The sequence below is a fragment of the Falsochrobactrum shanghaiense genome, assembly GCF_003149535.1.
Taxonomy (GTDB): Bacteria; Pseudomonadota; Alphaproteobacteria; order Rhizobiales; family Rhizobiaceae; genus Brucella; species Brucella shanghaiense.
In genome coordinates this window covers 350,792-376,246 of the sequence record NZ_QGDB01000001.1, presented here as the reverse complement: position 1 = coordinate 376,246, position 25,455 = coordinate 350,792, and the positions used below count along the sequence as shown (strand labels likewise).

Below are 25,455 nucleotides of genomic sequence, written 5' to 3'. Positions count from 1 at the left end.
TCACACCGCGCCGTTGAGGCGGTCGCGCAGTTCCTTGCCGGTCTTGAAGAACGGCACCCATTTTTCTTCCACGTCCACCGTTTCGCCGGTACGCGGATTGCGTCCGCTGCGCGCCGGACGGTTCTTGACCGAAAAAGCACCGAAGCCGCGCAGCTCCACGCGGTTGCCGTCGGCAAGCGCATTCGTGATCTCTTCGAAAACCGCGCCGACAATATTCTCGACATCGCGCTGGAAAAGATGCGGATTGCGGCTGGCGATAATCTGAACGAGTTCCGATTTGATCACGGCTTTAAACCCCTGTGCTTTTGTGCTGTCCGATGAGCGGAATCATTTATTTACCGGCATTTCGTCAACGTGCCAAACCGAAAGAATTCCGTCAAGGAAGATACGGTCCCGGACAATATCCTTTAGCACGCCATCGGCCTGCTCCGGCATACCGAGCAAGCGCGCGCCCGCATGGATGATGAAATCACGCAGCGAAAAGCCGGTCTCGCTGCTTTCGGGTTTCCATTCCAGCCGCGGCAGCTTGTCGGAGACGCCTTTGCCCGCAAGCCATTTGACTGCTTCCTCTTCGCCGCCAAGCCCGTCGATGAGTTTTTTCTCCAGTGCCTGACGTCCGGTGAAGACAGCGCCATTGGCCAGCGCCAGCGCTTGTTCATGTGTGAACGAGCGGCGTTCCTCGACAATGCCGACGAACCAGTCATAGGAATCCATGATCATGTCATGGATCATGGCCTTGGCTTCCTCGCTGGCGGGGCTGAAATAATTCGGCTCTGCCTTGAGCGGCGCCGACTTGATCGTTTCGACCTTGATGCCGAGCGTATCAAGCAGCTTCGAGACATCGGGATATTGGAACAGCACGCCGATGGAGCCGACGATGGAGGTCTGTCGTGCCACGATATGATCGGATGCGCTGGCGATCATATATCCGGCGGAAGCCGCCAGAGTGCCGACCTGCGTGACGACCGGCTTCTTCTGCGCGATCTTGCGCACCGCCTCATAGATCGTTTCCCCGCCGACCGTCGTGCCGCCCGGCGAATCGAGGATCAGGATCACGCCCTTGACGGCGTCATTATCGGCGATCTTGTCGAGACGTTTGACCAGCTCCTCATTTTCGAAAATAGTGCCTTCGATACGCACCTTGGCGACATGAGGCGCGGTAAAACTGGCCCCGCGCATCGAATAGGCGGCGACACCGGCAATCAGCGCCGCCAGCAGAAGCAGAAAGGCAATGCGCCATGACGTCAGCTTTCTGCGCAGCTTGCGTCTTTCAATCACTGCCTCGGCGTCATAGGCCATATTCATCCATCCATTTCTTCATATGAAACAGGGCTCAGTCTAGAACATGCCGCCCCAAACGTGAATATCGATCGGGCGGGAACGGGTGGACAGGAACAACTTGTGTGATAGATCCTGTAAATGCAGCATCTGTAACCGCAATCCATTTTGTGGTAAAGAAAAGTTGATCGGCATTTTAACGCGGGGGAAAAGGCCGTAAACGCTATTTTGTGGCCGGTAACTGCTATTTGCATGGCAGGTGCGGTGTTTTGTGTCGTGTAATACTATTGAGCATCAGGGTATTGCACCCCAAATAAACCATATTGAATTATGATAGCGGCAGATGACAACGGTTTGCCGTCAGGTATCGTCCATTATTGAGTAACCGAAAGACAAGATGAACGCCGACACGCCACATATCAAGGTATCGACAGTCGCCGCCACGGCAAGGCACGGCGTCGGTGGCATGCATTTTGGTGCATCCGAGAAGGCGGCGGCGCTTTTCAAGGCGGCGCAGCGCCATTCCGTGCGCGTTCGTGTGCTCAAAACCGCATTGCCGGTCGCAGCGGTAGCGGTAGCGGCGGTTTTTTCGTGGTATACTTTTCTTGCAACTCCGGCAGCTCCGGTAAAGGTCGAGGTCAATACCGGCGGTGAAAGCGGCAAGCTGGTCATGACCAGCCCGCAGCTCAACGGTTATACCAAGGACAACCGCCCCTATTCGATGGTCGCAGCCAAAGCCGTGCAGGACGCCAAGAACAGCGGTGTGATCACACTTGAAGGCATTTCCGCGCAATTGCCGGTGGGTGATGAAGGCAGCGCCACCGTGGAAGCGGCTTCCGGCATTTATGATAATGCGAATGGCCGTTTGCAACTTGATAAGGATTTTACTGTTACGACCGACGAGGGGCTGCGCGCCGTCATGCGTTCCGCCGATGTGAATTTGAAAAGCGGGCAGGTGACGACCGACCAGCCGGTGGATATTCGCAATGGCAGCACGCAGATCATGGCCGACAGCATGCAGATCAAGGACAGTGGCAAGATTCTGATCTTTGAAAACAAGGTGCAAGTGGTTATTGACGGCAATGCCGTTTCGGGCAACAAAACGCCGTAACGCAAAACGCCGTAACGAATGTCGGCTGGATAGGTTTTAAGCGGCCCCTTGCGCCAAAGGCGAGGGGGTGGCGGTGTGGGGAACAGATGAATCGCGAGACGGGCAAGATGGACAAGAGCAGAAAGACCCGCATTTTGCGGATGGGATTTGCAGCTTTGGCGCTTGGCCTCGTTGTCTCGCCGGTCTCTGTTCTGGCGCAGGACAGCGAGCAGGTGCCTTTCGGCAGCCTCAAGCTTTCCGACAGCAAGGATCCGATCAAGATCGACGCCGACAAGCTCGAAATGCGCGACAAGGACGGCATGGCCATTTTCACCGGCAATGTTTCCGTCGTGCAGGGCGATGCCTTGCTCAAATCGGGCAAGATGATCGTCTTTTACAATAAGGATGCGCAAGGCGAGGGCGGACAGGCTTCCGGTGCGGCTGGCCTGAGTTCTGCTGGCATCGATCATCTCGAAATCAGCGGCAAGGTCTATCTCAAATCCGGCACGCAGGTCGCCACCGGCGATAGCGGCACTTATGATGGCAAGAGCCAGATCATGGTGCTTGAGGGCCAGAAGGTCGTGTTGACCGACGGTGACAATGTGGCGACGGGCTGCAAGCTCACGGCCAATATGAGCACCGGCAAGGCTTTCCTTGAAAGCTGCAAGGGGCAGAGCAAGGGCCGTGTCTCGATCATCATGGCGCCCAATGATCAACAGCAGGGCGGTGGCGCGCCCAATTCGAACTGACCGGAGCGCGCGTGGGATTGTTCTGGAACAGGAAGACCGGCGAGCAGCAGAGAGTTTCTGAAAATGCAGCCGTGTCTGCCGATGGCGCCATGCCGTCGCAGCCCGGCAAGACGACCCGCCTCAAGGGAACGCTGGTGGCGCGCGGGCTTTGCAAGAGCTATCGGGGCCGACAGGTCGTCAACGGCGTGTCGTTTGGTGTGCGCGCAGGCGAGGCAGTTGGTATTCTTGGCCCCAATGGCGCGGGCAAGACGACCTGCTTCTATATGGTGACGGGTCTCGTGCCTGCCGATAGCGGTTCGATCGAAATCGACGGTTACGATGTAACCTCCATGCCCATGTATCGCCGTTCGCGGCTGGGCATCGGCTATCTGCCGCAGGAAGCCTCGATTTTCCGCGGCCTTTCGGTCGAAAACAACATCAAGGCCGTGCTGGAAGTGGTCGAAAAGGATCGCCGGAAGCGCGCGCAGGAACTCGACGCGCTTCTGGAAGAATTTCATATCGCGCATTTGCGTAAAGCGCCCGCCATTTCTCTTTCCGGCGGCGAGCGGCGGCGTCTGGAGATTGCGCGCGCGCTTGCCTCGCGACCCAATTTCATGTTGCTGGACGAGCCTTTCGCCGGTGTCGATCCCATTGCCGTTTCGGATATTCAGCAGCTCGTGCGCCATCTGACCAGCCGCGGCATCGGCGTTCTCATCACCGATCACAATGTGCGTGAAACGCTTGGACTGATCGACCGCGCCTATATCATCCATGCCGGTCAGGTGCTGACCCATGGCCGCCCGGCCGAGATCGTCGCCAATCCTGATGTGCGCAGGCTCTATCTGGGTGATCAATTCACTCTGTAAGCTTTGCCGCTCCTGATATGCTTGTCGTCGTGAACAGGAGTATTCCGCAGGAATAGCGTTCCCCATGGCTCTTTCGCCAAAGCTCGATTTCCGTCAGTCGCAATCGCTGGCGATGACGCCGCAACTGATGCAATCCATCAAGCTGTTGCAGATGACGCATATTGAGCTGACCCGGTTTCTCGAACAGGAAATCGAGAAGAACCCGCTGCTCGAACGGGAAGAACGCTCCGATGGCGAGAGCGCTGATCTGGAGCGCTCCGGCGAGGAAGACGCAGGGGAAAATGCGGAAGCTGTCGATCCGGCCTCTGATGAGGACTGGTTTAAAACCGGCGCGGTCGATGATGCACAAAGCCTGTCCTCAGCTTTTGATGCTTCGCTCGAAAATATCTTTCCCGACGATCCCGGCCGCTCCGACAGGCAATTCAGGGACAGCCCCGGCGCAGTTTCAAACCCCGGCTATGACGATATTGGCGAGATCACGGTGTCGCGCCCTTCATTGAGCGAATATGTCGCCGAACAGGTCGCGCTGACATTCCGCGCCCCGGCGGACCGGTTTATCGCCAGCGCTCTGGCCGATGCGCTTGATGAGAACGGCTATTTGCGCGCGGATATCTATATGCTTGCGCAAAATCTCGGTGTGGAAACCGCGCATGTCGAGCATATATTGGAAAAGATGCAGGGCTTTGATCCGGCAGGTATTTTTGCGCGCGATCTGCGCGAATGCCTGGCAATCCAGCTTCATCTTAGGGATCGGCTCGATCCGGCGATGGCCGCAATGATCGATCACCTCGATCTGCTGGCGCGCCGTGATTTTGCGGCGCTGAAGAAGGTGTGCGGTGTCGATCAGGCGGATATTGCCGATATGCTGCGCGAAATCAGGGCGCTCGATCCCAAGCCGGGTGCGCGTTTCAGCGTTGATATTGCCGATTCTGTCGTTCCGGATGTGCTGGTTGGGCTGACGCGGCAGGGCGATTGGGCGATCGAACTCAATTCCGCTGCCTTGCCGCGGCTGATCGTCAACAATCAGTATTATGCGCGGGTCAGCCGATCGGTGAAAGCGGAGGAAAAAGCCTTCCTGTCCGATTGCATGCAGACGGCTAACTGGCTCGTGCGCAGCCTCGACCAGCGTGCGCGCACGATCCTGAAGGTGACGCAGGAGATCGTACGCCAGCAGGACGGGTTTCTGCGGCGGGGGGTAATCCACCTCAAGCCGCTGAACATGCGCGCCATAGCCGATGCCGTCGGCATGCACGAATCGACCATAAGCCGCGTCAGCGCGGGCAAATTCATGGCGACGCCGCGTGGCATGTTCGAGCTGCGTTATTTTTTTAACGCCTCCATCGCATCGTCGGAAGGCGGCAGCGCGCATTCCTCCGAGAGCGTGCGCCATCGCATCAGGCAGATGATCGATGCCGAGAATCCCGCCAATGTGCTCTCCGACGACGCCATCGTGGACGCGCTGAAGAAGGATGGCGTGGATATTGCGCGAAGAACGGTGGCAAAATACCGGGAATCGATGAATATTGCGTCATCAGTACAGCGCAGGCGCGAGAAAAGAGCCGAAGCAAGCCGTCATTTTTGAGGGGTTTTCCAAGGGGGGAAGGGCCTGCGAAAACTGGAAAATGCACGAAATGCCCAAAACACCCAGCCCGGAAGCGGGTACTGGCAGAAGGTTCGATTGACATTTGAGGTTTCAGTCAATAGAAGCCCCGCTCGCATTATGGAATTTACCGGTGAAGGTCGGTTTTCCAGTTATCTTGGCGAAACGTTCGAGCGTTTGCAGCGTTATATTGCAAGGATATGCAGCCTCGCTCCCTGAGGCGGATGACAGGAGTTTGGGTAGCTGTAATTTGAACGGGGTGAAAAGCAGATTTGATGCTTGTTCGCTTTGCGCTTCTCTCACCTTGTGATTAGACTATATCCCGTAATGTAACGCAAATGAGGTGTACCAAATGACTCTGCGTGTAGCTGGAAAGCATATGGACGTCGGCGAAGCCTTCACAGCCCGGATTACGGATCGGGTGAATGAGGCGGTCGGCAAATATTTTGATCATGGCTTTTCCGGGCAGGTAACGGTCACCAAGTCCGGATCGCGGTTCAGTGCGGATTGTACCCTGCATCTTGACAGTGGTGCGACCTTGCAAAGCACCGGAGAGGCGCAGGACCCGCAGCTGGCCTTCGATGCGGCGGCGGAAAAGATCGAGACCCGGCTGCGCCGTTACAAGCGCCGCCTGAAGTCGCGCTCCGCCACTGCGCCAAATGCGATCTATGATGATGTGGCATATCGTGTTATGGCACCGCTGCCGGAAGAAGAGGAGGAGCTTCCGGTCGATTATGCGCCGACCATTGTTGCGGAATCATCCGTCGCATTGCGCACGCTTTCCGTGGCATCGGCGGTTGTGGAATTAGATTTGACTGAAAATCCGGTTCTGGTTTTCCGGAATGCGGGTAATGACGAAGTGAATATCGTCTATCGTCGTGCGGACGGTAATATTGGCTGGGTCGATCCATCGACCGTCACGCGCCAGTCTTCGTCACGCGCCTGATGACAAACCTGAAGCGCACGCAGCTGCCGGCTGTCGTGCGCTTCTCCAAACCGGGCCTTGTCTGGCCTGATTGAAGAAGGAACGGAGAGAATGGATCTGAGTGATCTGATTCAGCCTGGGGCGATTATCCCGGCGCTGAAAGCCAGCTCCAAGAAGCAGCTTTTGCAGATTATGTCTGAAAAGGCCGCAGAATTGACCGGTCTCCCTGAGCGTGAAGTTTTCGAAACCATTCTCCAGCGTGAACGCCTCGGCTCCACCGGAGTCGGCAATGGCGTTGCCATCCCGCATGGCAAGCTGGAGAAAATCAATAAGATTGCCGGAATTTTTGCCCGCCTTGAAACCCCGGTTGATTTTGAGGCGCTGGACGACCAGCCGGTCGATCTGGTTTTTCTGCTTCTGGCGCCGGAGAATGCCGGAGCGGATCATCTCAAGGCGCTGTCGCGTATTGCGCGCCTTTTGCGCGACCCGGAGGTCGTATCCAAGCTGCGTGGAACCCTTGACGCGCAAACGCTTTATTCATTCCTGACATCGCGTCCGGCCTCGAACGCGGCCTGAAACTGCGCACCCCTGAAATTGCGTACCATGTAAAAGGCCGCCGTCCATGAGGACTGGCGGCCTTGTTTTCGAGTGTATTGCGCAGAGCGGGTTAATGCAGCATCACCGTGCGCAGTTCATGCTCATGCGCGCCCTGCAATGCGGTGGCGCGGACATCGGACAGCACGATCGGTTCGCCGCTGGCGCCAAACAGCGCCCAGAGTTCCAGTCCCGGCGCGATAGGGGGAAGGGCAGGGAAGCTGCGGGCAAGTTCGTCAGAGCGAATCTTGCGCACATAGGCCAATTCACCCTCGCCCAGATGGGCGAATTCCTGTTCGGTGAAGATTTGTCTGGTCATCATTTTAGCCTCCATTTTCGCAGCATATCATATTTTTGATCATGCTGCCTGAGAGCTTGGTGTTTCTGATTATTGCGGTTCCAGCCTGAACCGAGGCTGAACGGCCTATTCTTTGACGGCGATCTGGATTCGCTTGATCAGCCTTTCGGGTTCGGGCCGGTCGAGATCGATGGCCAAAAGGCCATTTTTAAGCTCGCAGCCCACCACCCGCATTCCTTCGGCAAGGACGAACACGCGCTGAAACTGCCGGGCGGCAATGCCGCGATGCAGATATTCGCGCTCAGTGTCGTCGCTCTGGCGTCCGCGAATAACGAGCTGGCTGTCCTCGGTCATCACTTCCAGATCTTCGCTGGCAAAGCCTGCGACGGCAAGCGTGATGCGCAGCCGTTCGGAGCCTGTCCCGCCGCACAGGCGTTCGATATTATAGGGCGGATAACCGTCACCGGTCTTGGCTATGCGTTCCAGCGTTTTTTCCATTGTGTCGAATCCGAGCAGCAGTGGACTCGAAAACGGTGTCATTCTTGTCATTTTATCAGTCCTTGTCGAAGCGACCGTTCCGGAAAGCACCCTTTCGGCGTCTCTTTCCTCTCCGTGATATGGCTTTTGAAAAGCCGGACTTCAAGGGCAAATTAGCAAAACCCGGCAATGGGGGGAGTGGCGCGTCTTCTTAGCGCTTGGCTTCGGAAAGCGCCTTGCCGAAGGCCGAAGCGAAGCTTTCGCGGTCATCGGGATTGAGGAAACTGCCGATGATGACACTGTCGCCGCGGCTTTCCACCCGCATGGAGGTGATGCCTATATCCGGCTTTCGCGCCACATTGAAACGGGTCCAGAATGGATTGAAGCTGTGCGCGGTCATCTTGCCCGATGCGGCATATTGGCGGATAAGCAGGGTCGAGCGGGACACCGAGATTTCCTCGCGCGCCCGCGCTGCCCGGTAATTCCAGCGAAAGGCCAGATAGATCAGCAGCACATCCAGCCCGAAAAAGCCGAAAATCGGCCATGCGCCGAGCGACCAGAACACGGTGCTGACAAAGAGCCAGCATGTGATCAGAACGCTCATCAATATCGTGAAGCCTGTCCGCCCCAGTGAGCGATAGGGCGTGAGCAAGGCTTCGAAAATGGGGCTGTCGAACCGGTCGGGTTGCGTAGCGTCTGGATACTGCATGAGGTCTGCCTGCGCGCTGCGTCAAGCTGCGGATTGTTTTTCTGGGCCGGAAGCAAGTATAGAGGCGAAATGCAAAAGACCAAAATCAAATCCTCCGGCACCGCTTCCGGTACTGCTTCCAACGGCGCGCCTCAGCGTCGGCCGCGCCGCGTTTCCGGCACACTTTATACCGCAGGCGAGATTCACGAGATTTTCCGCCGTTTTTGCGTGCAGCGCCCCGAGCCGAAAGGCGAGCTTGAGCATGTGAACGCCTTCACCCTGCTCGTCGCTGTCGTGCTTTCCGCGCAGGCGACCGATGCGGGCGTCAACAAGGCGACGCGGGCGCTTTTCGCCATTGCCGATACGCCGCAGAAGATGCTGGCGCTCGGCGAGGAAACAGTCGGCGAACATATCCGCACCATCGGGCTGTGGCGCAACAAGGCAAAGAACGTCATTCTGCTTTCCGAGGCGCTGATCCGCGATCATGGCGGCGAGGTGCCGGGGGATCGCGACGCGTTGGTCAAGCTGCCGGGGGTCGGACGCAAGACCGCCAATGTGGTGCTCAATATGGCTTTTGGCCAGCCAACCATGGCGGTCGATACGCATATCCTGCGCATCGGCAATCGCATCGGGCTTGCGCCGGGCAAGACGCCGGACGCCATCGAGGCCATTCTCGTGCGCATCATTCCGGCTGAATTCATGCTGCATGCCCATCACTGGCTGATCCTGCACGGGCGCTATACCTGCAAGGCGCGCAAGCCCGAATGCGAAAACTGCGTGATTGCGGACATTTGCAAATATCCTGCCAAGACCTGCGATATTCCCGCGCCGCTGGTGCCCTTACCCGCTCAGGTGTAGCTTCCGGCTTCGCGCCGCGAAATGGCCTTGTGCAGATGCACCATGGTCGCGGCGGCGAAAAGCGGTGTCAGCAGGTTGACGATCGGGATCGCCATGAAGGCTGCGATCAGCAGCCCGGCCAGAAAGACTGTCACGCCATATTGCGAGCGCAGCGCTTTGGCCTCTGCCTCCGAACGATAGCGCATGGCGGCGAATTCGAAGAATTCACGGCTCAGCAGATAGGCGTTGATGACGAAAAAGGCGATCAGATTGACGCCGGGAACCAGAAGCAGGAGCAGCGCCACGATATTGCCCGCAATGACGATGCAGAGGAATTTGAGCGAAACCACGATAGCGCGTCCGAGCGGCAAGGGTGTCCCCGGCGCTTCGCCCGGATAATCGTCCTTTTCGACGATTTCAGCCACATCGTCGAGAAAAAGACCGGCCACAAGGGCGGTCACGGGGGCAATCATCAGCGCCAGAACCAGCGCGAGGCCAAGACCTGCGGCGATAGCGGCGATGATGCCGAACCAGCCGGCCCATTCGGGCATGCCGGGCAATAATTGCTCCATCCACGGCCAGGCGAAAACCACGAATATCTGCCTGATCGCCACCCATAGCCCGATGAGCAGCAGCAGCGTCAGGCCGAGTGATTTCCAGAAAACCGAGCGAAACCCGGGCGTAAGCAGGCGATTAAGTGCTTTCAGTGCGGCGTCGATGACCATTTTGAGCCTGTCTGGTGTGGTTTATAGGATGAAAGTAGGAAGGCTTTTTCTTTCGCGCAAGCTATTCTGCCCACAAGCTGCGAAGCTGGCAGGGTAGCCAAAGACCGCTCAACAGGCTAAACCGGCCCCGCATGATTTATGTCAAATCGCCGCCGCGACGCTCCTGCCGGGAGTGCGCGGTAGACCGAAAGGGGAGCCCCGGTTCACTCATGGCCACATTCGACGTACTTTGCATTGGCAACGCCATTGTCGATATAATTTCGCGCACGGACGATGCGTTTCTCGAAACCAATGGCATCGTCAAGGGCGCAATGAACCTGATCGACGCCGACCGCGCGGAGCTTCTTTACAGCCGCATGGGTCCGGCCACGGAAATGTCGGGCGGCAGCGCAGGCAATACGGCGGCAGGCATTGCAAGCCTTGGCGCGCGCGCCGCCTATTTCGGCAAGGTTGCCACCGATCATCTGGGCCGCGTCTTCGCCCATGATATTCGCGCGCAGGGCGTCGCTTTCGATACCCGCCCGCTCGAAAAAGGGGCACCCACCGCCCGTTCGATGATCTTTGTCACGCCCGATGGCGAGCGCTCGATGAATACGTTTCTTGGCGCCTGTGTCGAGCTTGGGCCGGAAGATGTCGAGACCTCCAAGGTGGCCGATGCCCGCGTGACCTATTTCGAAGGCTATCTGTGGGATCCGCCGCGCGCCAAGGAAGCCATCGTGATGGCTGCAAAGATCGCACATGAACATGGCAGGCAGATCGCCATGACGCTGTCGGACCCGTTCTGCGTCGACCGCTATCGCGACGAGTTTCTCGAGCTGATGCGCAGCCGCACGGTCGATATTGTCTTTGCCAATGAAGATGAAGCAAAATCGCTTTATCAAACGCAGTCGCTGGATAAGGCCGTGGAAGCGATCGCAAAGGATTGCCCCTTGGCAATCATCACGCGTTCGGCTGAGGGCGCGCTCGTCGTCACCCCGGACCAGATCTTGCCTGTCCCCGCGATAGAGGTGGATAAGGTCGTGGACACCACCGGCGCCGGTGATCTTTATGCCGCCGGTTTCCTTTATGGCTATACGAGGGAACGTTCGCTCGAAGATTGCGCACGGCTTGGTTCGCTTGCCGCCGGAACGATCATCCAGCAGGTAGGACCGCGCCCGCAAATGAGCCTTCAGGCATTGGCTGCTCAGGCCGGGCTGGCCTGATTTATTGCCAGAATACTTTATTCGTCGGGTCTGACGATCCGGTCGCGCCTGAGTTCGCCTTCGGTGCGGCCGGGATTGGTCCTGTAGACCGGTAGTTTCCAGCCGAATTGAATCGCGCCGCCGCGTATGATGAAGGCGCTCAGCGCTGCCAATAGTGCCGAGAATGCGGAATCCATGCCAAGATAAACGAGGCCCACATAAAGGCTGGCGCCTGCAAGCGCGGCTGTCACATAGATTTCCCGGCGCATGAGCACCGATGGCTCACCCGCCACCATGTCGCGCAATATGCCCCCAAGCGTGGCCGTGAAAATGCCGGTGACGATCGCGACCGCCGGGCTGAAGCCGAATGCAAGCCCCTTGGCGGCTCCCATGACCGAATAGGCGGCCATGCCCATGGCATCGAACCAGAGCAGGAGGCGATAGCGTGATTCGACCATATGGGCGGTGAAATAGACAATGATCGCGGGAACCGTTCCGGCGAGCAGGAAAAGCGGTTCGCGGACCCAGAAAACGGGACTGTCGCCCAGAACCAGATCGCGCAGCGTGCCGCCGCCGATGCCGGTAATATTGGCAAGGAAGATGAAGCCGATAATGTCGAGCTGGCGGCGCGAGGCGGCAAGCGCGCCGGTGGCGCCGAAAACGACAACCCCCGCATAATTAGCCAGATCTATCAGCGTCATGTTTCGGCCTCCTGATTTGCGAGGAGTTTTGACCGGAAGTCGCATGAGCGCAATGATAATTCCATCGCAGATGCAAAAAGCGGCGGGTTTCCCGCCGCTTTCCTGTGCTGCTATCAATGCGGCCCTGCGATCAGGCGTCGCCTTCGCTTTGCGCAGCGGCAGCGCCATTGTCCGCGCTCGCCTTGGGCCCGCCCTTTGAAACGCCGACCATTGCGGGGCGCAAAACACGCTCGCCAATGGCGTAGCCTGCCTGCACCACCTGTACGACCGTATTGTTCGGCAGGTCAGGATTGGGAACCTCGAACATGGCCTGATGGAAATTGGGGTCGAACTTCCCCCCTTCGGGATCGAGCTTGACCACGCCATGGCGTTCCAATGTCTGCAACATGACGCGCTCGGTCATCTCGACGCCTTCGGCAAGCGAATTCAGGTTGGCATCGGTCTCTCTGGCGTCCGCCGGAATAGCTTGAAGCGCACGGCTAAGATTGTCGGAAACCGAAAGCATGTCGCGGGCAAAGTTCGTCACCGCATAGCTGCGCGCATCCTGCACGTCGCGCTGCGTGCGCTTGCGCAGGTTTTCCATATCCGCTGCCATGCGCAGCATCTGATCGCGCAGACCGGCATTTTCCGCTTCAAGCGCTGCCAGCGCATCCGCGCTGTCGTCAGCCGCTTCTGCCTCGTCTTCCGCAGCCTCCGCGCGCGCTTCCGCCTTGCGGCTTTTGAGAAAATCGTCTGCCGCCCGCTTGAGAGCTTCACGATCACGGGGATTGTTGATGTCGCGCTGCTCAAGATCGGGGTTTTCGGTCGTATTTTTTTCGTCAGCCATAATGCTCTTCCGTCTTGAATGTCATTGAGCGGGATATTGAGTTTCGCGCCGCCAAAATCAAGGTCTATTTTCCCCTGCCTGGCAAGTCTGCCCCGTTTAGCGCAGCAGGCGTGACACGATCTGGGCGGTGTAATCGACCATCGGGACGATACGGGCATAATTGAGCCGGGTGGGGCCGATCACGCCAAGCGCGCCGACGACGCGCTGTTCGGAATCGCGATAGGGCGCAACGACGAGGGAAGACCCCGACAGCGAAAACAGCTTGTTCTCCGAACCGATGAAGATGCGCACGCCCGAACCCGCTTCCGCCAGATCGAGAAGCTGGATCATGCCGTCCTTGGTTTCCAGATCGTCGAACAGGTGGCGCAACCGTTCTATGTCTTCCTGCGCATGGATGTTTTCGAGCAGATTGGCGCGCCCGCGCACGATCAGCCGTGCGGGCTGGTCCGTACCCGCACCGCTCCACACGGCAAGCCCCTGCGCCACCAGTTCCTGCGATAGCTGGTCAAGCTCCTGCCGCGTCTCCTCGGAAAGCCGGGAAAGCTCGGATCGTGCTTCCGACAGCGTATGCCCGTGAATATGCGCATTGAGGAAATTCGACGCCTCGATCAGTTGCGATGTGGAAATGCCCGCTGGCAGATTGATGACGCGGTTTTCCACCTCGCCATTCTGCATCACCAGAACCGCCAGTGCCCGCTTTGGCTCAAGGCGCACGAATTCGATGTGCTTCAGGGCGCCTTCCGCCTTGGTGGCAAGGACCAGCCCCGCCCCGCGCGACAGGCCCGACAGCACCTGACTGGCCTCGGTCAGCACGCTTTCCACGGAATTGGAGCTGCCCGCCGCCATGACCTGCGCTTCGATGGACGAACGTTCGTCGGGCGGCAGATCGCCCACCTCCAGAAAAGCATCGACAAAGAAACGCAGGCCGATCTGGGTCGGCAGGCGGCCTGCCGAAATATGCGGCGCATAAATAAGGCCCAGCTGCTCCAGATCGCTCATCACATTGCGGATGGTGGCCGGCGACAGGCTCTGCGGCAAAAGCCGCGACAGATTGCGCGAGCCGAGAGGATCACCATCATTGAGGTAGCTGTCGACGATCAGCCGGAAAATATCGCGCGATCTTTGATCGAGTGAACTGAGCAATTGGTGTTCCGGCGATTTGATCATGGTTCGGTCTGTAAACTCTCTGATTTCCAACCATAAATATAAGGTTACAGGCCGGGCCGTCAAAGGCTTAACACCTGCATTGCCGTTCATCTTGCCGCTTAGGGGTGAATTTCCTTTCTATTTTGCGCCAGCCAGCCTAAAAAGCCGCATCGAAAATTGAATTGCAGAAATTGAGGAATTATCATGCGTCCATCCAAGCGTGCTGCTGACGAAATGCGCGCCGTCTCGTTTGAGCGCGGCGTCTCCAAACATGCGGAAGGATCGTGCCTCGTCAAGTTCGGTGACACGCATGTGCTGTGCACGGCGAGCCTTGAGGAAAAAGTGCCGGGCTGGATGCGCAACAGCGGCAAGGGCTGGGTCACGGCGGAATACGGCATGCTGCCGCGCTCGACCGGCGACCGCATGCGCCGCGAGGCTGCGGCAGGCAAGCAAGGCGGACGCACACAGGAAATCCAGCGCCTGATCGGTCGTTCGCTGCGGGCGGTGGTCGATTTGCAGGCATTGGGCGAGTTCCAGATCACGGTTGATTGCGATGTCATACAGGCTGATGGCGGCACGCGCACGGCGGCGATCACCGGCGGCTGGGTCGCGCTGCATGATTGCCTGCGCTGGATGGAAGCGCGCCAGATGGTGCGCTTTGAAAAAGTGCTCAAGGATCATATTGCCGCCATTTCCTGCGGCATTTATGAAGGCGCGCCGGTGCTCGATCTCGATTATGTCGAAGATTCGGCTGCGCAGACCGACAGCAATTTCGTCATGACCGGCAAGGGCGGCATCGTCGAAATTCAGGGAACAGCGGAAGGGGAGCCTTTCTCGGAAGATGAGTTTTCTGCGCTGATGCGCCTTGCGCGCGGCGGTATCGACCGTCTGGTGTCCTTGCAGAAGATGGCGATTGCCTGATAGACAGGGGCTTCTCCATATTGAGAAGGCCCGAACCATGCGCGCAGCCCGTATTCTTGAAACCGCGCTTTATGTCCGTGATGTTGCGCAGGCGATTGCCTTCTATCGCGATGTCATGGGCCTCGAGCCGGTGGGCAAGGTGAGTGGGCGCAATGCGTTCTTTCGTTGCGGCGAGGGCATATTGCTTCTCTTCAAGGCGGAGGAAACGCTTAAAGCGCCCGCGCCCGGATCGCTGCCTGTGCCGCCCCATGGCACAAGCGGGCCGGGCCATGTATGTTTTGCGGCAGAACGCGATGAGATTGATAGCTGGGTCGGCCATCTGGAAAAGCACGGCGTTGCGATTGAATCGGATTTTGAATGGCCCAATGGCGCACGTTCGATTTATTTCCGCGATCCTTTTGGCAATTCACTGGAAATTGCTGAACCAAAATTATGGGATTAAAGCATTTCCAGCAAAAGTGCGCAGCGGTTTTGCGTCCGGATAATGCGATGAAAGTATGGACCTGATATGAAAGCTCTGGAAAAAGGCAAGCTGATCGTTGCCTCGCATAATGCAGGCAAGCTGCGCGAATTTGACGGGTTGCTTGGCCCTTTCGGCTTTGAAGTCAGCTCGGTTGCAGCGCTTGGCCTGCCCGAGCCGGATGAAACCGGAACAACCTTCGAGGAAAACGCCTATATCAAGGCTTTCGCGGCGGCTGAAGCCACGGGCCTGCCTGCGCTTTCGGACGATTCGGGCATCATGATCGATGCGCTGGATGGCGCGCCGGGCGTCTATACCGCCGATTGGGCGCAAAAGGCCGATGGCACGCGCGATTTCGCCATGGCGATGCAAAAGGTCGAAGATTTGTTGCAGGAAAAGGGCGCAACCACGCCTGAAAAGCGCAAGGCGCGTTTCGTCTCCGTCATCTGCCTTGCCTGGCCGGATGGCGAGGCGCAATATTATCGTGGCGAGGTCGAGGGTACGCTGGTCTGGCCGCCGCGCGGCGATAAGGGCTTCGGTTACGACCCGGTATTTCTGCCCGATGGCTATGAAAAGACTTTTGGCGAAATGGAAGCCGATGAAAAGCACGGCTGGAAACCGGGCGATGCTTCAGCACTTTCACACCGTGCTCGCGCCTTCAAACTTTTTGCCGAAAAGACCCTCGGCACGGTTTCGGACGCGGCTATATGAACAGGCATTTTTCCCCAACCGGCAAGACAGCCGACATTCTGCCGATCGCACGCGCGGACGGGGAAACCGCCTTTGGTGTTTATGTGCATTGGCCGTTCTGTCTGGCCAAATGCCCCTATTGCGATTTCAACAGCCATGTCCGCCACCAGCCGGTGGATCAGCAGCGCTTTGCGCGCGCCTTCAATCGCGAAATGGAAACCTTGCGTGCACGCACCGGCCCGCGCACCGTCACCAGCATATTTTTGGGCGGCGGCACGCCTTCGCTGATGCTGCCCGAAACCGTCGGCGCCTTGCTTGACGGCATTGCGGCGCACTGGTCGGTGGCGGCGAATATAGAAGTGTCACTCGAAGCCAATCCGACCAGCGTGGAAGCGGACCGCTTTCGCGGCTATCGCGCGGCGGGCGTCAATCGCGTGTCGCTGGGCATTCAGGCATTGAACGATCCCGATCTGCGCAGGCTTGGCCGCATGCATTCGGTCGAGGAAGCCAGGGCGGCGATCCGTCTGGCGCGTGAGATTTTCCCGCGTCTTTCCTTCGATCTGATCTATGCCCGGCCCGACCAGACCATCGAGGCATGGCGCGAGGAACTCAAAGAAGCCATCGGCCTTGCCGCAGATCATCTCTCGCTTTACCAGCTCACCATCGAGGAAGGCACACAATTCTACAATCTGTGGAAGGCGGGCAAGCTCGTCACGCCGGACCCCGATCACGCAGCGGCACTTTACGAGGAAACGCAGAAGGTGACGCTGGCGCACGGCCTTCCCGCCTATGAGATTTCCAATCATGCCGTGCCGGGGCGCGAATCGCAGCACAATCTGGTCTATTGGCGCTATGGCCAATATGTCGGCATCGGTCCCGGAGCGCATGGCCGTTTTATCGAAAATGGCGTGCGCACGGTGACGATTACCGAAAAACACCCGGAAACATGGGTGGAAAAGGTCGAGCGGCACGGGCATGGCATTATCGAGGAAGAATATCTCGATGGCGGGCAGCAGGGCGACGAATTTTTGATGATGGGCCTGCGGCTGCGCGAGGGCATCGATCTTGAACGCTATCGCCGCCTGACCGGCCATGCGGTCGAGGAGACCCGGCTTGCCCGATTGATTGCCGCAGGCATGATCGAGCCGATGGATGGAAGCTTCATCCGTGCGACGCCGGAAGGCGCGCTGGTGCTCGATGCACTTGTCGCCGATCTGGCGGCATAGGAGCGCCCATGACGGATTTTACCGACGAGGCGAAACGCGAATATGTGCTGGGCGGTGCGCCGATGCGCGCGCGCCCGCTGGAACCCGCACTCTATATCGTCTCGACCCCTATCGGCAATCTTGGCGACATGACCCTGCGCGGGATCGAGACGCTGGCGAGCGCCGATATTCTGGCTTGCGAAGATACGCGTGTCACCCGCGTTTTGCTCGATCGTTACGCTATTTCACGCCGTCCTGTCAGCTATCACGAGCATAATGCGGCGGAGGCTGGCCCGAAGCTGATTGCCGCTCTTTCGCAGGGAAAAAGCGTGGCGCTGGTTTCAGATGCCGGAACGCCGCTGGTTTCTGATCCGGGCTTTCGGCTCGTCGGCGAAGCGCGCGAGGCAGGCATTCGCGTGGTGCCGGTTCCGGGTGCGTCGGCGGTTCTTGCAGCGCTTGCGGCTTGCGGCCTTCCGACGGACGCTTTCATGTTCTGCGGCTTTCTGCCCGTAAAACACGGCCAGAAACGCTCGAAGCTCGAAAGCCTCAAACCCATCGATGCGACGCTGGTTTTCTATGAATCGCCCAATCGCGCGGCGGCAACGCTTTCCGATATGGTCGAAGTATTTGGTGAGGACCGCGAAGGCGCGCTCTGTCGCGAACTGACCAAAGCCTATGAGACGATTGTCACCGCCCCTCTGGGCGAACTGGCGCGTCAATTTGATGGTGAAGATCGCATTCGCGGCGAGGTCGTGCTGCTGGTTGGCCCGCCTTTAAGCGAAGCAATACCGCAAAGCGCGGAAGACATCGACAGGCTGCTTTTGTCGCTGGCGCAGGAACTGCCGCCATCCAAGGCTGCGGGCGAAGCGGCGCGTATGACCGGCGGACAGAAATCCGTGCTTTATCAGCGCCTGATGCAGTTGAAGGCCGGAAACGAATGACGGCGCTTCGCGAAAAAAGGCGCATGGCCTTCTTTCGCGGACACAGCGCCGAACGTCTTGCCGCTCTCGCGCTCATGCTCAAGGGTTTTCACATCGTCGCGCGGCGCTATCGCACGCGGCTTGGCGAAATCGACCTGATTGCGCGTCGGGGCAATCTGGTGCTCATCGTCGAGGTGAAGGCGCGTGCCAGCCTTGAGGCCGCGCATCTTGCCGTCACGCCGCAAGCCATGCGCCGGATTGAGGCCGCAGCCGATCTGTGGCTGCAACGCCAGCCCGATCATGCCTGCCTGTCGCTGCGTTTTGATCTGGTAGCCGTGCTTCCACGCCGCTGGCCAAGGCACGTCCCGGCCTTCTTCACTGCCGGGGAATGAAAATCCTGCAAATCCTCTTTGCGCGAAAAAGCGATGCGCGGCGCGCTGGCCCCGCGCAAGCCCGTTTCTTATAAATTTGCTCAACGCACGGAATAATGGCGCTATCTGAAAAAGGATAGTGCCGTGGTTTTCGCACCCCAACGTCTTCTGGCTGATTTTCCTGCCTTCTTCCGTGTGTCGGAAGAAGTGGTTGCTATTGTTGGTGGCGGTGAGGAAGCGCTGAACAAGGCGCGGCTTGTCGCCCAGACTTCGGCCCGGCTGCGTATCGTCGCGCAGAATGTGGAGCCTCACCTTGGCGATTTCATCGCCGTTCAAGGCGCGGAACATATCGCTCTTCCTTTTGCGCCCGAACATCTGGATGGAGCAAAGCTGGTTTTTGTCGCCACCGGCGATGAGGCGCAGGATCGCGCCATTGCTGACAGTGCAAGGGAGAAGAAAATCCCGGTCAATGTGGTGGACCGCCCCGCGCTTTGCGATTTTCTGACGCCGGCAATCGTCAATCGCGCGCCGGTTGCCATTGCCATCGGTTCGGAAGGATCAGCACCCGTTCTCACGCAGATGGTGCGCGAGAAAATCGAAGCGGCTTTTTCTCCCCGTCTGGGCGATCTGGCGGATTTCGCGCAAAGCTTGCGCCCGCGCGTCGAACGCCTTGTGCCGAAGGGATTGGCGCGCCGTAATTTCTGGCGCAGCTTTCTTTCGGGTCCCGTCGCGCGCGCCATCGAGAGCGGCGATCGTGAAGCCGCTGCAAGCGCCGTCAATGAACTCATCGGGCAAAAGCAGGAGACATCCGGCTATGTCTGGCTGGTTGGTGCCGGTCCGGGCGCGGAAGATCTGCTTACCCTGCGCGCCCATCGCGTGCTGATGGAAGCGGATGTGATCGTGCACGATGCGCTGGTGCCGGAAGGCATAATTGCCATGGGACGTCGCGATGCGGAGCGCCTTGCGGTCGGCAAGCGCAAGGGCTGCCACTCCAAAAGCCAGAATGAGATCAACCAGCTTCTGGTGCGGCTCGGACAGGAAGGCAAGCGCGTGGTGCGGTTGAAATCCGGTGATCCGCTGGTCTTTGGCCGTGCGGGCGAGGAAATGGCGGCTCTGCGTGCAGCAAATATCGGCTTCGAGGTCGTGCCCGGCATTACGTCGGCCTTTGCTGCCGCAGCCGACATGGAATTGCCGCTGACGCTGCGCGGCGTGGCGTCGTCGCTGGTCTTCACCACCGGTCACGATATGGCGGGCGATGTGCTGCCCGGCTGGGCGAAGCTTGCTGTCTCCGGCGCAACCATCGCCGTCTATATGGGTGCTTCCGTTGCCGCTTGCGTTGCGGAACGGCTGATTTCGGCGGGGCTGCATGAGGATACGGCGGTTGCCGTGATCGAAAATGCGAGCCGCAAGGACAAGCGCCTGTTCCATGGCACGTTGAAGGATTTGCCCCAACTCGAAGAGCGGGACGAATTGTCCGGTCCCGTCATGGTCATCATCGGCGATGCGGTCGCGGGCGCTGCCATCGACAAGGCGGAAGCGCTGGTCGCAAAACCGGTCCCCGTTGCAGCCTGAAAGCGCCCCGGAAAGCAGGAGTTTGGATATGGTTGTAAAAGTTCTCACCGCAAACCGGCTCATCGACGGGCAGGCCGTGTGGCTTGCCGCTGATGGCGCATGGCGCGAAACCATCGACGGTGCGCTGATCGCCCGCCACGCTGAAGCCGCATCCGCGCTTGAGGAAGCGGGCAAGCTCGCAGCCAGAGACAATCTCGTCGTGGATGTGAATGTCATCGATGTCGAGGAGCGCGAGGAGGGGCTTTACCCCGTCCGCCTGCGTGAGCGCATCCGTCTTTCCGGCCCGACCATCATCACGCTGGGCCAGCCGCTTCTAAAGCACGCCTCCTGATCCTGAATACGGAATTTGCTATGTATCGCTATGATGAATTCGACCGTGATTTCGTTGCTGCCCGCGTCGCCCAGTTCAAGGATCAGGTGGAGCGTCGCCTTTCGGGCGAATTGACTGAAGACCAGTTCAAACCCCTGCGGCTGATGAACGGCCTTTATCTGCAATTGCACGCCTATATGCTGCGCGTGGCAATTCCCTATGGCACGCTGTCGAGCCGCCAGTTGCGCAAGCTTGGCACTATCGCGCGCACCTATGATCGCGGTTTTGGCCATTTCACGACGCGGCAGAACATCCAGTTCAACTGGCCGGCGCTCAAGGACGTGCCGCAGATTCTCGAAGAACTGGCGCAGGTGGAGATGCACGCCATCCAGACTTCGGGCAATTGCATCCGCAATGTCACCGCCGATCATTTCGCCGGTGCCGCCGCCGATGAAGTGGCCGATCCGCGCCCCTATGCCGAAATCCTGCGGCAATGGTCGTCGCTGCATCCGGAATTTTCCTACCTGCCGCGCAAGTTCAAGATTGCCATCGTCGGTGCGGAACATGACCGCGCGGCCATTCAGGTGCACGACATCGGCCTGCAACTCAAAAAGAACGAAGCGGGCGAACTGGGTCTTGCCGTCTATATTGGCGGCGGGCAGGGACGCACGCCGATGGTGGCGAAGAAAATCCGCGATTTCCTGCCTGTCGAAGATATGCTCACCTATGTCACTGCGATTGTCCGCATCTATAATCTTCATGGCCGACGCGACAATAAATTCAAGGCGCGCATCAAGATATTGGTGCATGAAACCGGCATCGAGCCTTTGGTGCAGGAAATCGAGGCTGAATGGGAGCAGATCCGCCATGGCGATCTGAAACTGCCGCAAAGCGACATCGACGCCATCGAAAGCTATTTTCGCATGCCGGACCTGCCGCAGCGGGCGGAAGGCTGGGAGGTTCTGGCTGTCACGCAGAAATCCGACCCCGCTTTTGCCGCCTGGATGCAGCGCAATGTGAGCGCGCACAAGCATCCCGATTATGCGATGGTGACGATTTCGCTCAAGCCCATCGGCGGCATTCCGGGCGATGCCAGCGCCGAGCAGATGGAACTTGTGGCCGATATTGCGGAAACCTATTCCTTCGATGAAATCCGCGTCAGCCACGAGCAGAATCTCATCTTGCCGCATGTTGCCAAGGCCGACCTGCCCGCCGTATTCGACCTGCTGGAATCGGATGGGCTGGTCACCCCCAATGCTGGGCTCATCACCGATATTATCGCCTGCCCCGGCCTTGATTATTGCGCGCTGGCCAATGCGCGCTCGATTCCCGTGGCGCAGCGCATTTCCGAACGTTTCGGCGATCTGGAGCGGCAGCTTGAAATCGGCGATCTCAAGATCAAGATTTCCGGCTGCATCAATGCCTGCGGCCATCATCATGTCGGCCATATCGGCATTCTTGGCGTCGAAAAGAAGGGCGAGGAGCTTTACCAGATCACGCTTGGCGGCTCAGCGGACGAACATTCGTCCATCGGTGACATTACCGGGCGCGGCTTTTCGTCGGAAGAAGTGGTGGATGCTATCGAAACCATCGTCGATACCTATCTGAGCCTGCGCGAAAGCGCGGACGAAACCTTCCTCGCCGCCTATCGCCGCCTCGGTATGGAGCCGTTCAAACAGGCGCTTTATGGAGAGATAAGCCGTGCAGCCTGATGCCGAACAGCGCGCCAGTGCCGAAGCCCGCTTGCTTGAGGCAAGCCATGGCGCGTCTTCTCCGCAGGAGGTGATCGCTCTGGCCGTGCATGAGGTTTTCGAGGGCCATATTGCGGTCGTATCGTCCTTTGGTGCGGAATCTGCCGTGCTTTTGCACATGATCGCGCAGACCGAGGCGGCAACACCGGTGCTGTTTCTGGATACGGGCAAGCATTTTAAGGCCACGCTCGATTATCGCCGCGATCTGGTGGACCGGCTTGGCCTCACCGATGTTCAGGACATTCTTCCGGTCGCGGAGAGCGTGAAAAAGGACGATCCTTTCGGCGCGCTTTCGATGACCGACAAGGATCGCTGCTGCTTTATCCGCAAGGTGGAGCCGATGGCGCGCGCCGTTGCGCCCTATCGGGCATGGATGACGGGCCGCAAGCAGTTTCAGGCGTCAACCCGCAATGGCTTGGCCACGTTTGAATCGGTGGGGCCGCGCATCCGCATCAATCCGCTGGCGCGCTGGCAGGCCGCTGACCTGCAAGCCTATGCGCAGAAGCACGACCTGCCCACCCATCCGCTCTCCGCACAGGGCTATCGCTCGATCGGCTGCATGCCATGCACGCGGCCTGTGGGCGAGGGGGAAGATCAGCGTGCCGGTCGCTGGGCCGGTTCGGAAAAGACCGAATGCGGCATCCATCTTACGGGTCTTGCCGAAAGCTTGAAGAATTTGGGAGCAGCAGAGCAGAAATGAGCGAAACGATAAACGAAACCAGACTCTGGTCTGTGGAAGGTTTTCGCGAAGATGACTATGTGCTGGCCGACGATCTTTCGCAAGCAGGCGATGCGCCGTCCGTCATCATTCCGCTTGCTGCATGGCTTGATCTTGATGAGGAATTGCGCCGCATATCCAATCGCCGGGTCGGTGTCCGGGTTGCGCCGGGCGAGAAGATCGGGCCGCTGCTGGAACATCTCGCCAGTCTGCCGTTGATTGCGCTGGAATTTCCCGCCTTCAATGACGGGCGGTCCTATTCCAAGGCAGAAATCTTGCGGCGTGCTGGTTTTAACGGTGAATTGCGCGCGGTTGGCGACGTGCTGATCGATCAGGCAGCGCTGATGCTCCGCGCGGGCTTCGACACTTTGCAGGTGAGCAACAAGGTCGCACAAGCCCGGCTGGGCGCGCGGCGTCTGGTCGACACCCCCGGCTATTACCAGCCGGGGCGTGGGTCTGTGCCGCAGGCCGGCGGCTTCGCCTGGCGCCGCGTCAAGTCGGCGGAAAACGCTTGAAAGCTGATTTTGCGGTTTTGCTTGCCCGATTGATGGGGTAGATAGCCTCATCAATCTTTGGAGACAGGACGTGATCCGCCACATTGTATTCTTCAGCGTCAAGCCAGATCAGGACGTTGAAACGGTTCGTAAATGCCTCGAACAACTGGGCACCATCCCCCATTCCGATATGTTCGAGGTCTTGGTCAACAGCAAGGTCGATCCCATGTGCGACCGCATCGATCTGGTTGTCTATGCCGAGTTCAGGGATGAGGCAGCGCTGTTCGCTTACAAGAAGCATCCGACCTATGACGCCACGACGCAGCTTGTCCGCCCCATGCGCGAACTGCGCTTTTCCGCCGATGTCGTAAGCAATCAGACCTGATCGTCAATCCGCCTGTGGGCGCGCCTGCAATGGCAGGCCGCCAAACAGATCGGCTTCACGGCTTGCTCCGGCGCGCTCGATGTTGAGCAGCGCTAACTTGGTCTTGATTCCGCCCGCGGCGGAAAAGCCGCCGACCTTGCCGTTTGAACCCAGCACGCGATGGCAGGGAACGATGATCGGAAACGGGTTTTTGCCCAGCGCATAACCCACCGCCTGCGACAGATGCACATCGCCAAGCCGCCGCGCAATCGCGCCATAGGTGGTGGTTTCGCCAGCTTTCAGTTCGAGAATGATTTCATAGACCTGCCGGTTGAGATCGGGCAGAGATTGAAGCGCAAGCGGCACGGTCGAGAAATCCGGGTTTCCTCCCTCAAGCAGCGTCTCAATCTTTTCGATTGCTTGTGTCACGAATGCAGGCGGTGTTGAAGATTCGCTGTCGGGAAAGCGCTGCCGGAGCCTGTAGCCGGTCTCGCTTTCATCCGCGTCACCAATTTCCACGCCCGTAATCCTGCTCTCCCGCCAGGCAATGCCGCAGGGGCCGATGGGTGTGTTGAAGAGGGTGAGGCCGCGCGATTCCATGACTATCAGCATAGCATGGCTTGCCTGCCTCTCGCGAAGGATTTGAGCAACACTTCGCAAGAATCCCGGCGAATTACGCAGCGAGATGGTTGAAGAACGCAGCAAATAGTGATTGTGTGAGAAAGAATGGTCATGGATACGGAAAAGCCCGTATATTCAAATGGCCTGACGGCTTGATGACAGTTACCGGTATGCGCTATGCGGCCGGAACCGAGGAATTTAAATGGACGACTACGAACGCTACGCCACAGGATTGATGATCGTTTTCGGCGCTTTGATCATTGCGGGCCTGATGGCGGCTAATCTTTATCATGGCGACAAGCCCGGATTTCTGTTCGCGCTCGGCGCGGCGGTGGTGGCGTGGTTTTCGGCCTTTGCGGTGCTGTTCGACAAGCCGCGCGTCTATGGCGTGATGATCGCATTGGCCATCGGTCTGGTGGCTGCTTCCATCGGCGCTTACGTCACGTAAATTTGCCTGCACAGATCTATGCGAAAGCCCCGGCTCTGTCCGGGGCTTTTGGTTTAAATAAACGGCGAATAGCACTGGCGGCGCGGCCCGTTATAGGGCTGATAGGTATTGTCATAGGCGCGATAGGAGCGGTAGCGATCATAGCACCAGCGCACATGCGCATTGCCGCCGCGACGGGCGCGGGGCGGTCTGGCGCGGTGACCGCGATAATGCCGATCGTGATGACGGTAGCGCGGATGATGATGCCGCCAGTTGCGTTCCGGATATTGCTGCCAGTGGCGACGATGGCGATAATCGTAATATTGTACGTTTTCGGCCAGCCCTGATCCAGCCAGCGGCGCGGCTGCGACTGGCGCTGCCTGCGCCGCGCTGGTCATGGCGGGTATGCCCATGCCGAACGAAAGGCACAGGGCGAAAAAGGAAGATGCAAGTCTCTTCATCGGTTTCTCCATGATGTGGCCCATAACCGCTTGTGGGCCGCGTGTTTTCATCCGTGTGTTTCCGTCAATGTCCCTGACGATGATTTTGTTCCGCCATTGTGGCCCCTGAAAGGTGGCGAAACACACGATTTCTTGCTGGCGCATGAACTTGGTGATGCGTTTGGTGACTGCAAACCAGCTCCCAACAGAATTGACATAAAGATATGTTTA

The 25,455-nt window shown here is 58.6% G+C and carries 32 protein-coding genes; 21 read left to right on the top strand and 11 right to left on the bottom strand.

Annotation, left to right across the window (positions count from 1 at the left end; translation table 11 throughout):
• A complete protein-coding gene (locus DKP76_RS01890; RefSeq protein ID WP_109704720.1) occupies nucleotides 1-285 on the bottom strand; it encodes an integration host factor subunit beta in 285 nt (94 codons plus the stop codon).
• Nucleotides 286-327: 42 nt separating this feature from the next.
• The gene (gene sppA, locus DKP76_RS01885; protein WP_109705132.1) at nucleotides 328-1,299 is read right to left on the bottom strand and encodes a signal peptide peptidase SppA; all 972 of its coding nucleotides are present in this window, start codon (nucleotides 1,297-1,299) and stop codon (nucleotides 328-330) included.
• A gap of 376 nt (nucleotides 1,300-1,675) precedes the next feature.
• On the opposite strand from sppA, the gene lptC reads away from it, so the two are divergent.
• From lptC to ptsN, 6 genes are all read left to right on the top strand, one after another.
• Nucleotides 1,676-2,389, top strand: coding sequence for an LPS export ABC transporter periplasmic protein LptC (lptC, locus tag DKP76_RS01880; protein WP_109704719.1), 714 nt, complete (start codon nucleotides 1,676-1,678; stop codon nucleotides 2,387-2,389).
• 86 nt (nucleotides 2,390-2,475) lie between these two features.
• On the top strand, nucleotides 2,476-3,117 hold the full coding sequence (locus DKP76_RS01875; protein WP_109704718.1) for an LptA/OstA family protein: 642 nt from the start codon (nucleotides 2,476-2,478) through the stop codon (nucleotides 3,115-3,117).
• Nucleotides 3,118-3,128: 11 nt separating this feature from the next.
• Nucleotides 3,129-3,962, top strand: a complete 834-nt coding sequence (gene lptB, locus DKP76_RS01870; protein WP_109704717.1) for an LPS export ABC transporter ATP-binding protein — start codon at nucleotides 3,129-3,131, stop codon at nucleotides 3,960-3,962.
• Nucleotides 3,963-4,026: 64 nt separating this feature from the next.
• Entirely contained in the window at nucleotides 4,027-5,544 is a 1,518-nt protein-coding gene (rpoN, locus tag DKP76_RS01865; RefSeq protein ID WP_109704716.1) for an RNA polymerase factor sigma-54, read from the top strand.
• A 370-nt stretch (nucleotides 5,545-5,914) separates the two neighbouring features.
• The gene (gene hpf / locus DKP76_RS01860) at nucleotides 5,915-6,508 is read left to right on the top strand and encodes a ribosome hibernation-promoting factor, HPF/YfiA family (protein WP_109704715.1); all 594 of its coding nucleotides are present in this window, start codon (nucleotides 5,915-5,917) and stop codon (nucleotides 6,506-6,508) included.
• A gap of 90 nt (nucleotides 6,509-6,598) precedes the next feature.
• The gene (ptsN, locus tag DKP76_RS01855; RefSeq protein WP_109704714.1) at nucleotides 6,599-7,063 is read left to right on the top strand and encodes a PTS IIA-like nitrogen regulatory protein PtsN; all 465 of its coding nucleotides are present in this window, start codon (nucleotides 6,599-6,601) and stop codon (nucleotides 7,061-7,063) included.
• Between the two features lie 91 nt (nucleotides 7,064-7,154).
• On the opposite strand, the gene DKP76_RS01850 is transcribed toward ptsN, so the two are convergent.
• The 3 genes from DKP76_RS01850 to DKP76_RS01840 form a co-directional block, all read right to left on the bottom strand.
• Nucleotides 7,155-7,415 carry a BQ00720 family protein gene (locus tag DKP76_RS01850; protein WP_425349356.1) on the bottom strand — a complete coding sequence of 87 codons (261 nt, stop codon included), beginning with the start codon at nucleotides 7,413-7,415 and terminating at the stop codon, nucleotides 7,155-7,157.
• Between the two features lie 90 nt (nucleotides 7,416-7,505).
• The gene (locus DKP76_RS01845) at nucleotides 7,506-7,928 is read right to left on the bottom strand and encodes an Hsp20 family protein (protein WP_109705130.1); all 423 of its coding nucleotides are present in this window, start codon (nucleotides 7,926-7,928) and stop codon (nucleotides 7,506-7,508) included.
• 139 nt (nucleotides 7,929-8,067) lie between these two features.
• On the bottom strand, nucleotides 8,068-8,565 hold the full coding sequence (locus DKP76_RS01840; protein WP_109704713.1) for a DUF2244 domain-containing protein: 498 nt from the start codon (nucleotides 8,563-8,565) through the stop codon (nucleotides 8,068-8,070).
• 69 nt (nucleotides 8,566-8,634) lie between these two features.
• On the opposite strand from DKP76_RS01840, the gene nth reads away from it, so the two are divergent.
• Complete coding sequence (gene nth / locus DKP76_RS01835) at nucleotides 8,635-9,402, top strand: endonuclease III (RefSeq protein WP_109704712.1); 768 nt, start codon at nucleotides 8,635-8,637, stop codon at nucleotides 9,400-9,402.
• On the opposite strand, the gene DKP76_RS01830 is transcribed toward nth, so the two are convergent.
• Nucleotides 9,393-10,106 carry a sulfate transporter family protein gene (locus DKP76_RS01830; RefSeq protein WP_109704711.1) on the bottom strand — a complete coding sequence of 238 codons (714 nt, stop codon included), beginning with the start codon at nucleotides 10,104-10,106 and terminating at the stop codon, nucleotides 9,393-9,395. The two genes, nth and DKP76_RS01830, sit on opposite strands and share 10 nt — an antisense overlap.
• 209 nt (nucleotides 10,107-10,315) lie before the next feature.
• Here DKP76_RS01830 and DKP76_RS01825 point away from each other — a divergent pair, with 209 nt between their 5' ends.
• Nucleotides 10,316-11,308, top strand: a complete 993-nt coding sequence (locus DKP76_RS01825) for an adenosine kinase (protein WP_109704710.1) — start codon at nucleotides 10,316-10,318, stop codon at nucleotides 11,306-11,308.
• Nucleotides 11,309-11,325: 17 nt separating this feature from the next.
• Here DKP76_RS01825 and DKP76_RS01820 read toward each other — a convergent pair whose 3' ends face one another.
• The 3 genes from DKP76_RS01820 to hrcA form a co-directional block, all read right to left on the bottom strand.
• Nucleotides 11,326-11,988, bottom strand: a complete 663-nt coding sequence (locus tag DKP76_RS01820) for a trimeric intracellular cation channel family protein (protein ID WP_109705129.1) — start codon at nucleotides 11,986-11,988, stop codon at nucleotides 11,326-11,328.
• 130 nt (nucleotides 11,989-12,118) lie between these two features.
• Nucleotides 12,119-12,814, bottom strand: coding sequence for a nucleotide exchange factor GrpE (grpE, locus tag DKP76_RS01815; RefSeq protein ID WP_109704709.1), 696 nt, complete (start codon nucleotides 12,812-12,814; stop codon nucleotides 12,119-12,121).
• Nucleotides 12,815-12,910: 96 nt separating this feature from the next.
• Nucleotides 12,911-13,981 carry a heat-inducible transcriptional repressor HrcA gene (gene hrcA / locus DKP76_RS01810; protein WP_109704708.1) on the bottom strand — a complete coding sequence of 357 codons (1,071 nt, stop codon included), beginning with the start codon at nucleotides 13,979-13,981 and terminating at the stop codon, nucleotides 12,911-12,913.
• A 183-nt stretch (nucleotides 13,982-14,164) separates the two neighbouring features.
• On the opposite strand from hrcA, the gene rph reads away from it, so the two are divergent.
• From rph to DKP76_RS01750, 12 genes are all read left to right on the top strand, one after another.
• Complete coding sequence (gene rph / locus DKP76_RS01805) at nucleotides 14,165-14,881, top strand: ribonuclease PH (RefSeq protein ID WP_109704707.1); 717 nt, start codon at nucleotides 14,165-14,167, stop codon at nucleotides 14,879-14,881.
• A 37-nt stretch (nucleotides 14,882-14,918) separates the two neighbouring features.
• Nucleotides 14,919-15,323: a VOC family protein gene (locus DKP76_RS01800; protein WP_109704706.1), complete on the top strand. Its 405-nt coding sequence runs from the start codon at nucleotides 14,919-14,921 to the stop codon at nucleotides 15,321-15,323.
• Between the two features lie 66 nt (nucleotides 15,324-15,389).
• Nucleotides 15,390-16,052, top strand: a complete 663-nt coding sequence (rdgB, locus tag DKP76_RS01795) for an RdgB/HAM1 family non-canonical purine NTP pyrophosphatase (protein ID WP_109704705.1) — start codon at nucleotides 15,390-15,392, stop codon at nucleotides 16,050-16,052.
• Nucleotides 16,049-17,257, top strand: coding sequence for a radical SAM family heme chaperone HemW (gene hemW, locus DKP76_RS01790; protein ID WP_109704704.1), 1,209 nt, complete (start codon nucleotides 16,049-16,051; stop codon nucleotides 17,255-17,257). Before rdgB ends, hemW begins: the two co-directional genes overlap by 4 nt.
• An 8-nt stretch (nucleotides 17,258-17,265) precedes the next feature.
• Nucleotides 17,266-18,177, top strand: coding sequence for a 16S rRNA (cytidine(1402)-2'-O)-methyltransferase (gene rsmI / locus DKP76_RS01785; protein ID WP_109704703.1), 912 nt, complete (start codon nucleotides 17,266-17,268; stop codon nucleotides 18,175-18,177).
• Nucleotides 18,174-18,548: a YraN family protein gene (locus tag DKP76_RS01780; RefSeq protein WP_109704702.1), complete on the top strand. Its 375-nt coding sequence runs from the start codon at nucleotides 18,174-18,176 to the stop codon at nucleotides 18,546-18,548. The genes rsmI and DKP76_RS01780 overlap by 4 nt, the downstream gene beginning before the upstream one ends.
• 123 nt (nucleotides 18,549-18,671) lie before the next feature.
• Nucleotides 18,672-20,099 (top strand): siroheme synthase CysG, encoded by a 1,428-nt coding sequence (cysG, locus tag DKP76_RS01775; protein ID WP_109704701.1) that lies wholly within the window; start codon nucleotides 18,672-18,674, stop codon nucleotides 20,097-20,099.
• Between the two features lie 28 nt (nucleotides 20,100-20,127).
• A complete protein-coding gene (locus DKP76_RS01770) occupies nucleotides 20,128-20,430 on the top strand; it encodes a DUF2849 domain-containing protein (protein WP_109704700.1) in 303 nt (100 codons plus the stop codon).
• A gap of 20 nt (nucleotides 20,431-20,450) precedes the next feature.
• The gene (locus DKP76_RS01765) at nucleotides 20,451-22,121 is read left to right on the top strand and encodes a nitrite/sulfite reductase (RefSeq protein WP_109704699.1); all 1,671 of its coding nucleotides are present in this window, start codon (nucleotides 20,451-20,453) and stop codon (nucleotides 22,119-22,121) included.
• The gene (locus DKP76_RS01760) at nucleotides 22,111-22,860 is read left to right on the top strand and encodes a phosphoadenylyl-sulfate reductase (RefSeq protein WP_109704698.1); all 750 of its coding nucleotides are present in this window, start codon (nucleotides 22,111-22,113) and stop codon (nucleotides 22,858-22,860) included. The genes DKP76_RS01765 and DKP76_RS01760 overlap by 11 nt, the downstream gene beginning before the upstream one ends.
• The gene (locus DKP76_RS01755) at nucleotides 22,857-23,393 is read left to right on the top strand and encodes a DUF934 domain-containing protein (protein WP_109704697.1); all 537 of its coding nucleotides are present in this window, start codon (nucleotides 22,857-22,859) and stop codon (nucleotides 23,391-23,393) included. Before DKP76_RS01760 ends, DKP76_RS01755 begins: the two co-directional genes overlap by 4 nt.
• 70 nt (nucleotides 23,394-23,463) lie before the next feature.
• Nucleotides 23,464-23,757 (top strand): Dabb family protein, encoded by a 294-nt coding sequence (locus tag DKP76_RS01750; protein ID WP_109704696.1) that lies wholly within the window; start codon nucleotides 23,464-23,466, stop codon nucleotides 23,755-23,757.
• Between the two features lie 3 nt (nucleotides 23,758-23,760).
• On the opposite strand, the gene DKP76_RS01745 is transcribed toward DKP76_RS01750, so the two are convergent.
• Complete coding sequence (locus DKP76_RS01745) at nucleotides 23,761-24,336, bottom strand: methylated-DNA--[protein]-cysteine S-methyltransferase (protein WP_109705128.1); 576 nt, start codon at nucleotides 24,334-24,336, stop codon at nucleotides 23,761-23,763.
• Nucleotides 24,337-24,559: 223 nt separating this feature from the next.
• Between DKP76_RS01745 and DKP76_RS01740 the strand changes: the two genes are divergently transcribed.
• On the top strand, nucleotides 24,560-24,805 hold the full coding sequence (locus DKP76_RS01740; RefSeq protein WP_109704695.1) for a hypothetical protein: 246 nt from the start codon (nucleotides 24,560-24,562) through the stop codon (nucleotides 24,803-24,805).
• A gap of 53 nt (nucleotides 24,806-24,858) precedes the next feature.
• Here DKP76_RS01740 and DKP76_RS01735 read toward each other — a convergent pair whose 3' ends face one another.
• Complete coding sequence (locus DKP76_RS01735) at nucleotides 24,859-25,245, bottom strand: BA14K family protein (RefSeq protein ID WP_109705127.1); 387 nt, start codon at nucleotides 25,243-25,245, stop codon at nucleotides 24,859-24,861.
• Between the last annotated feature and the right edge of the window lie 210 nt (nucleotides 25,246-25,455).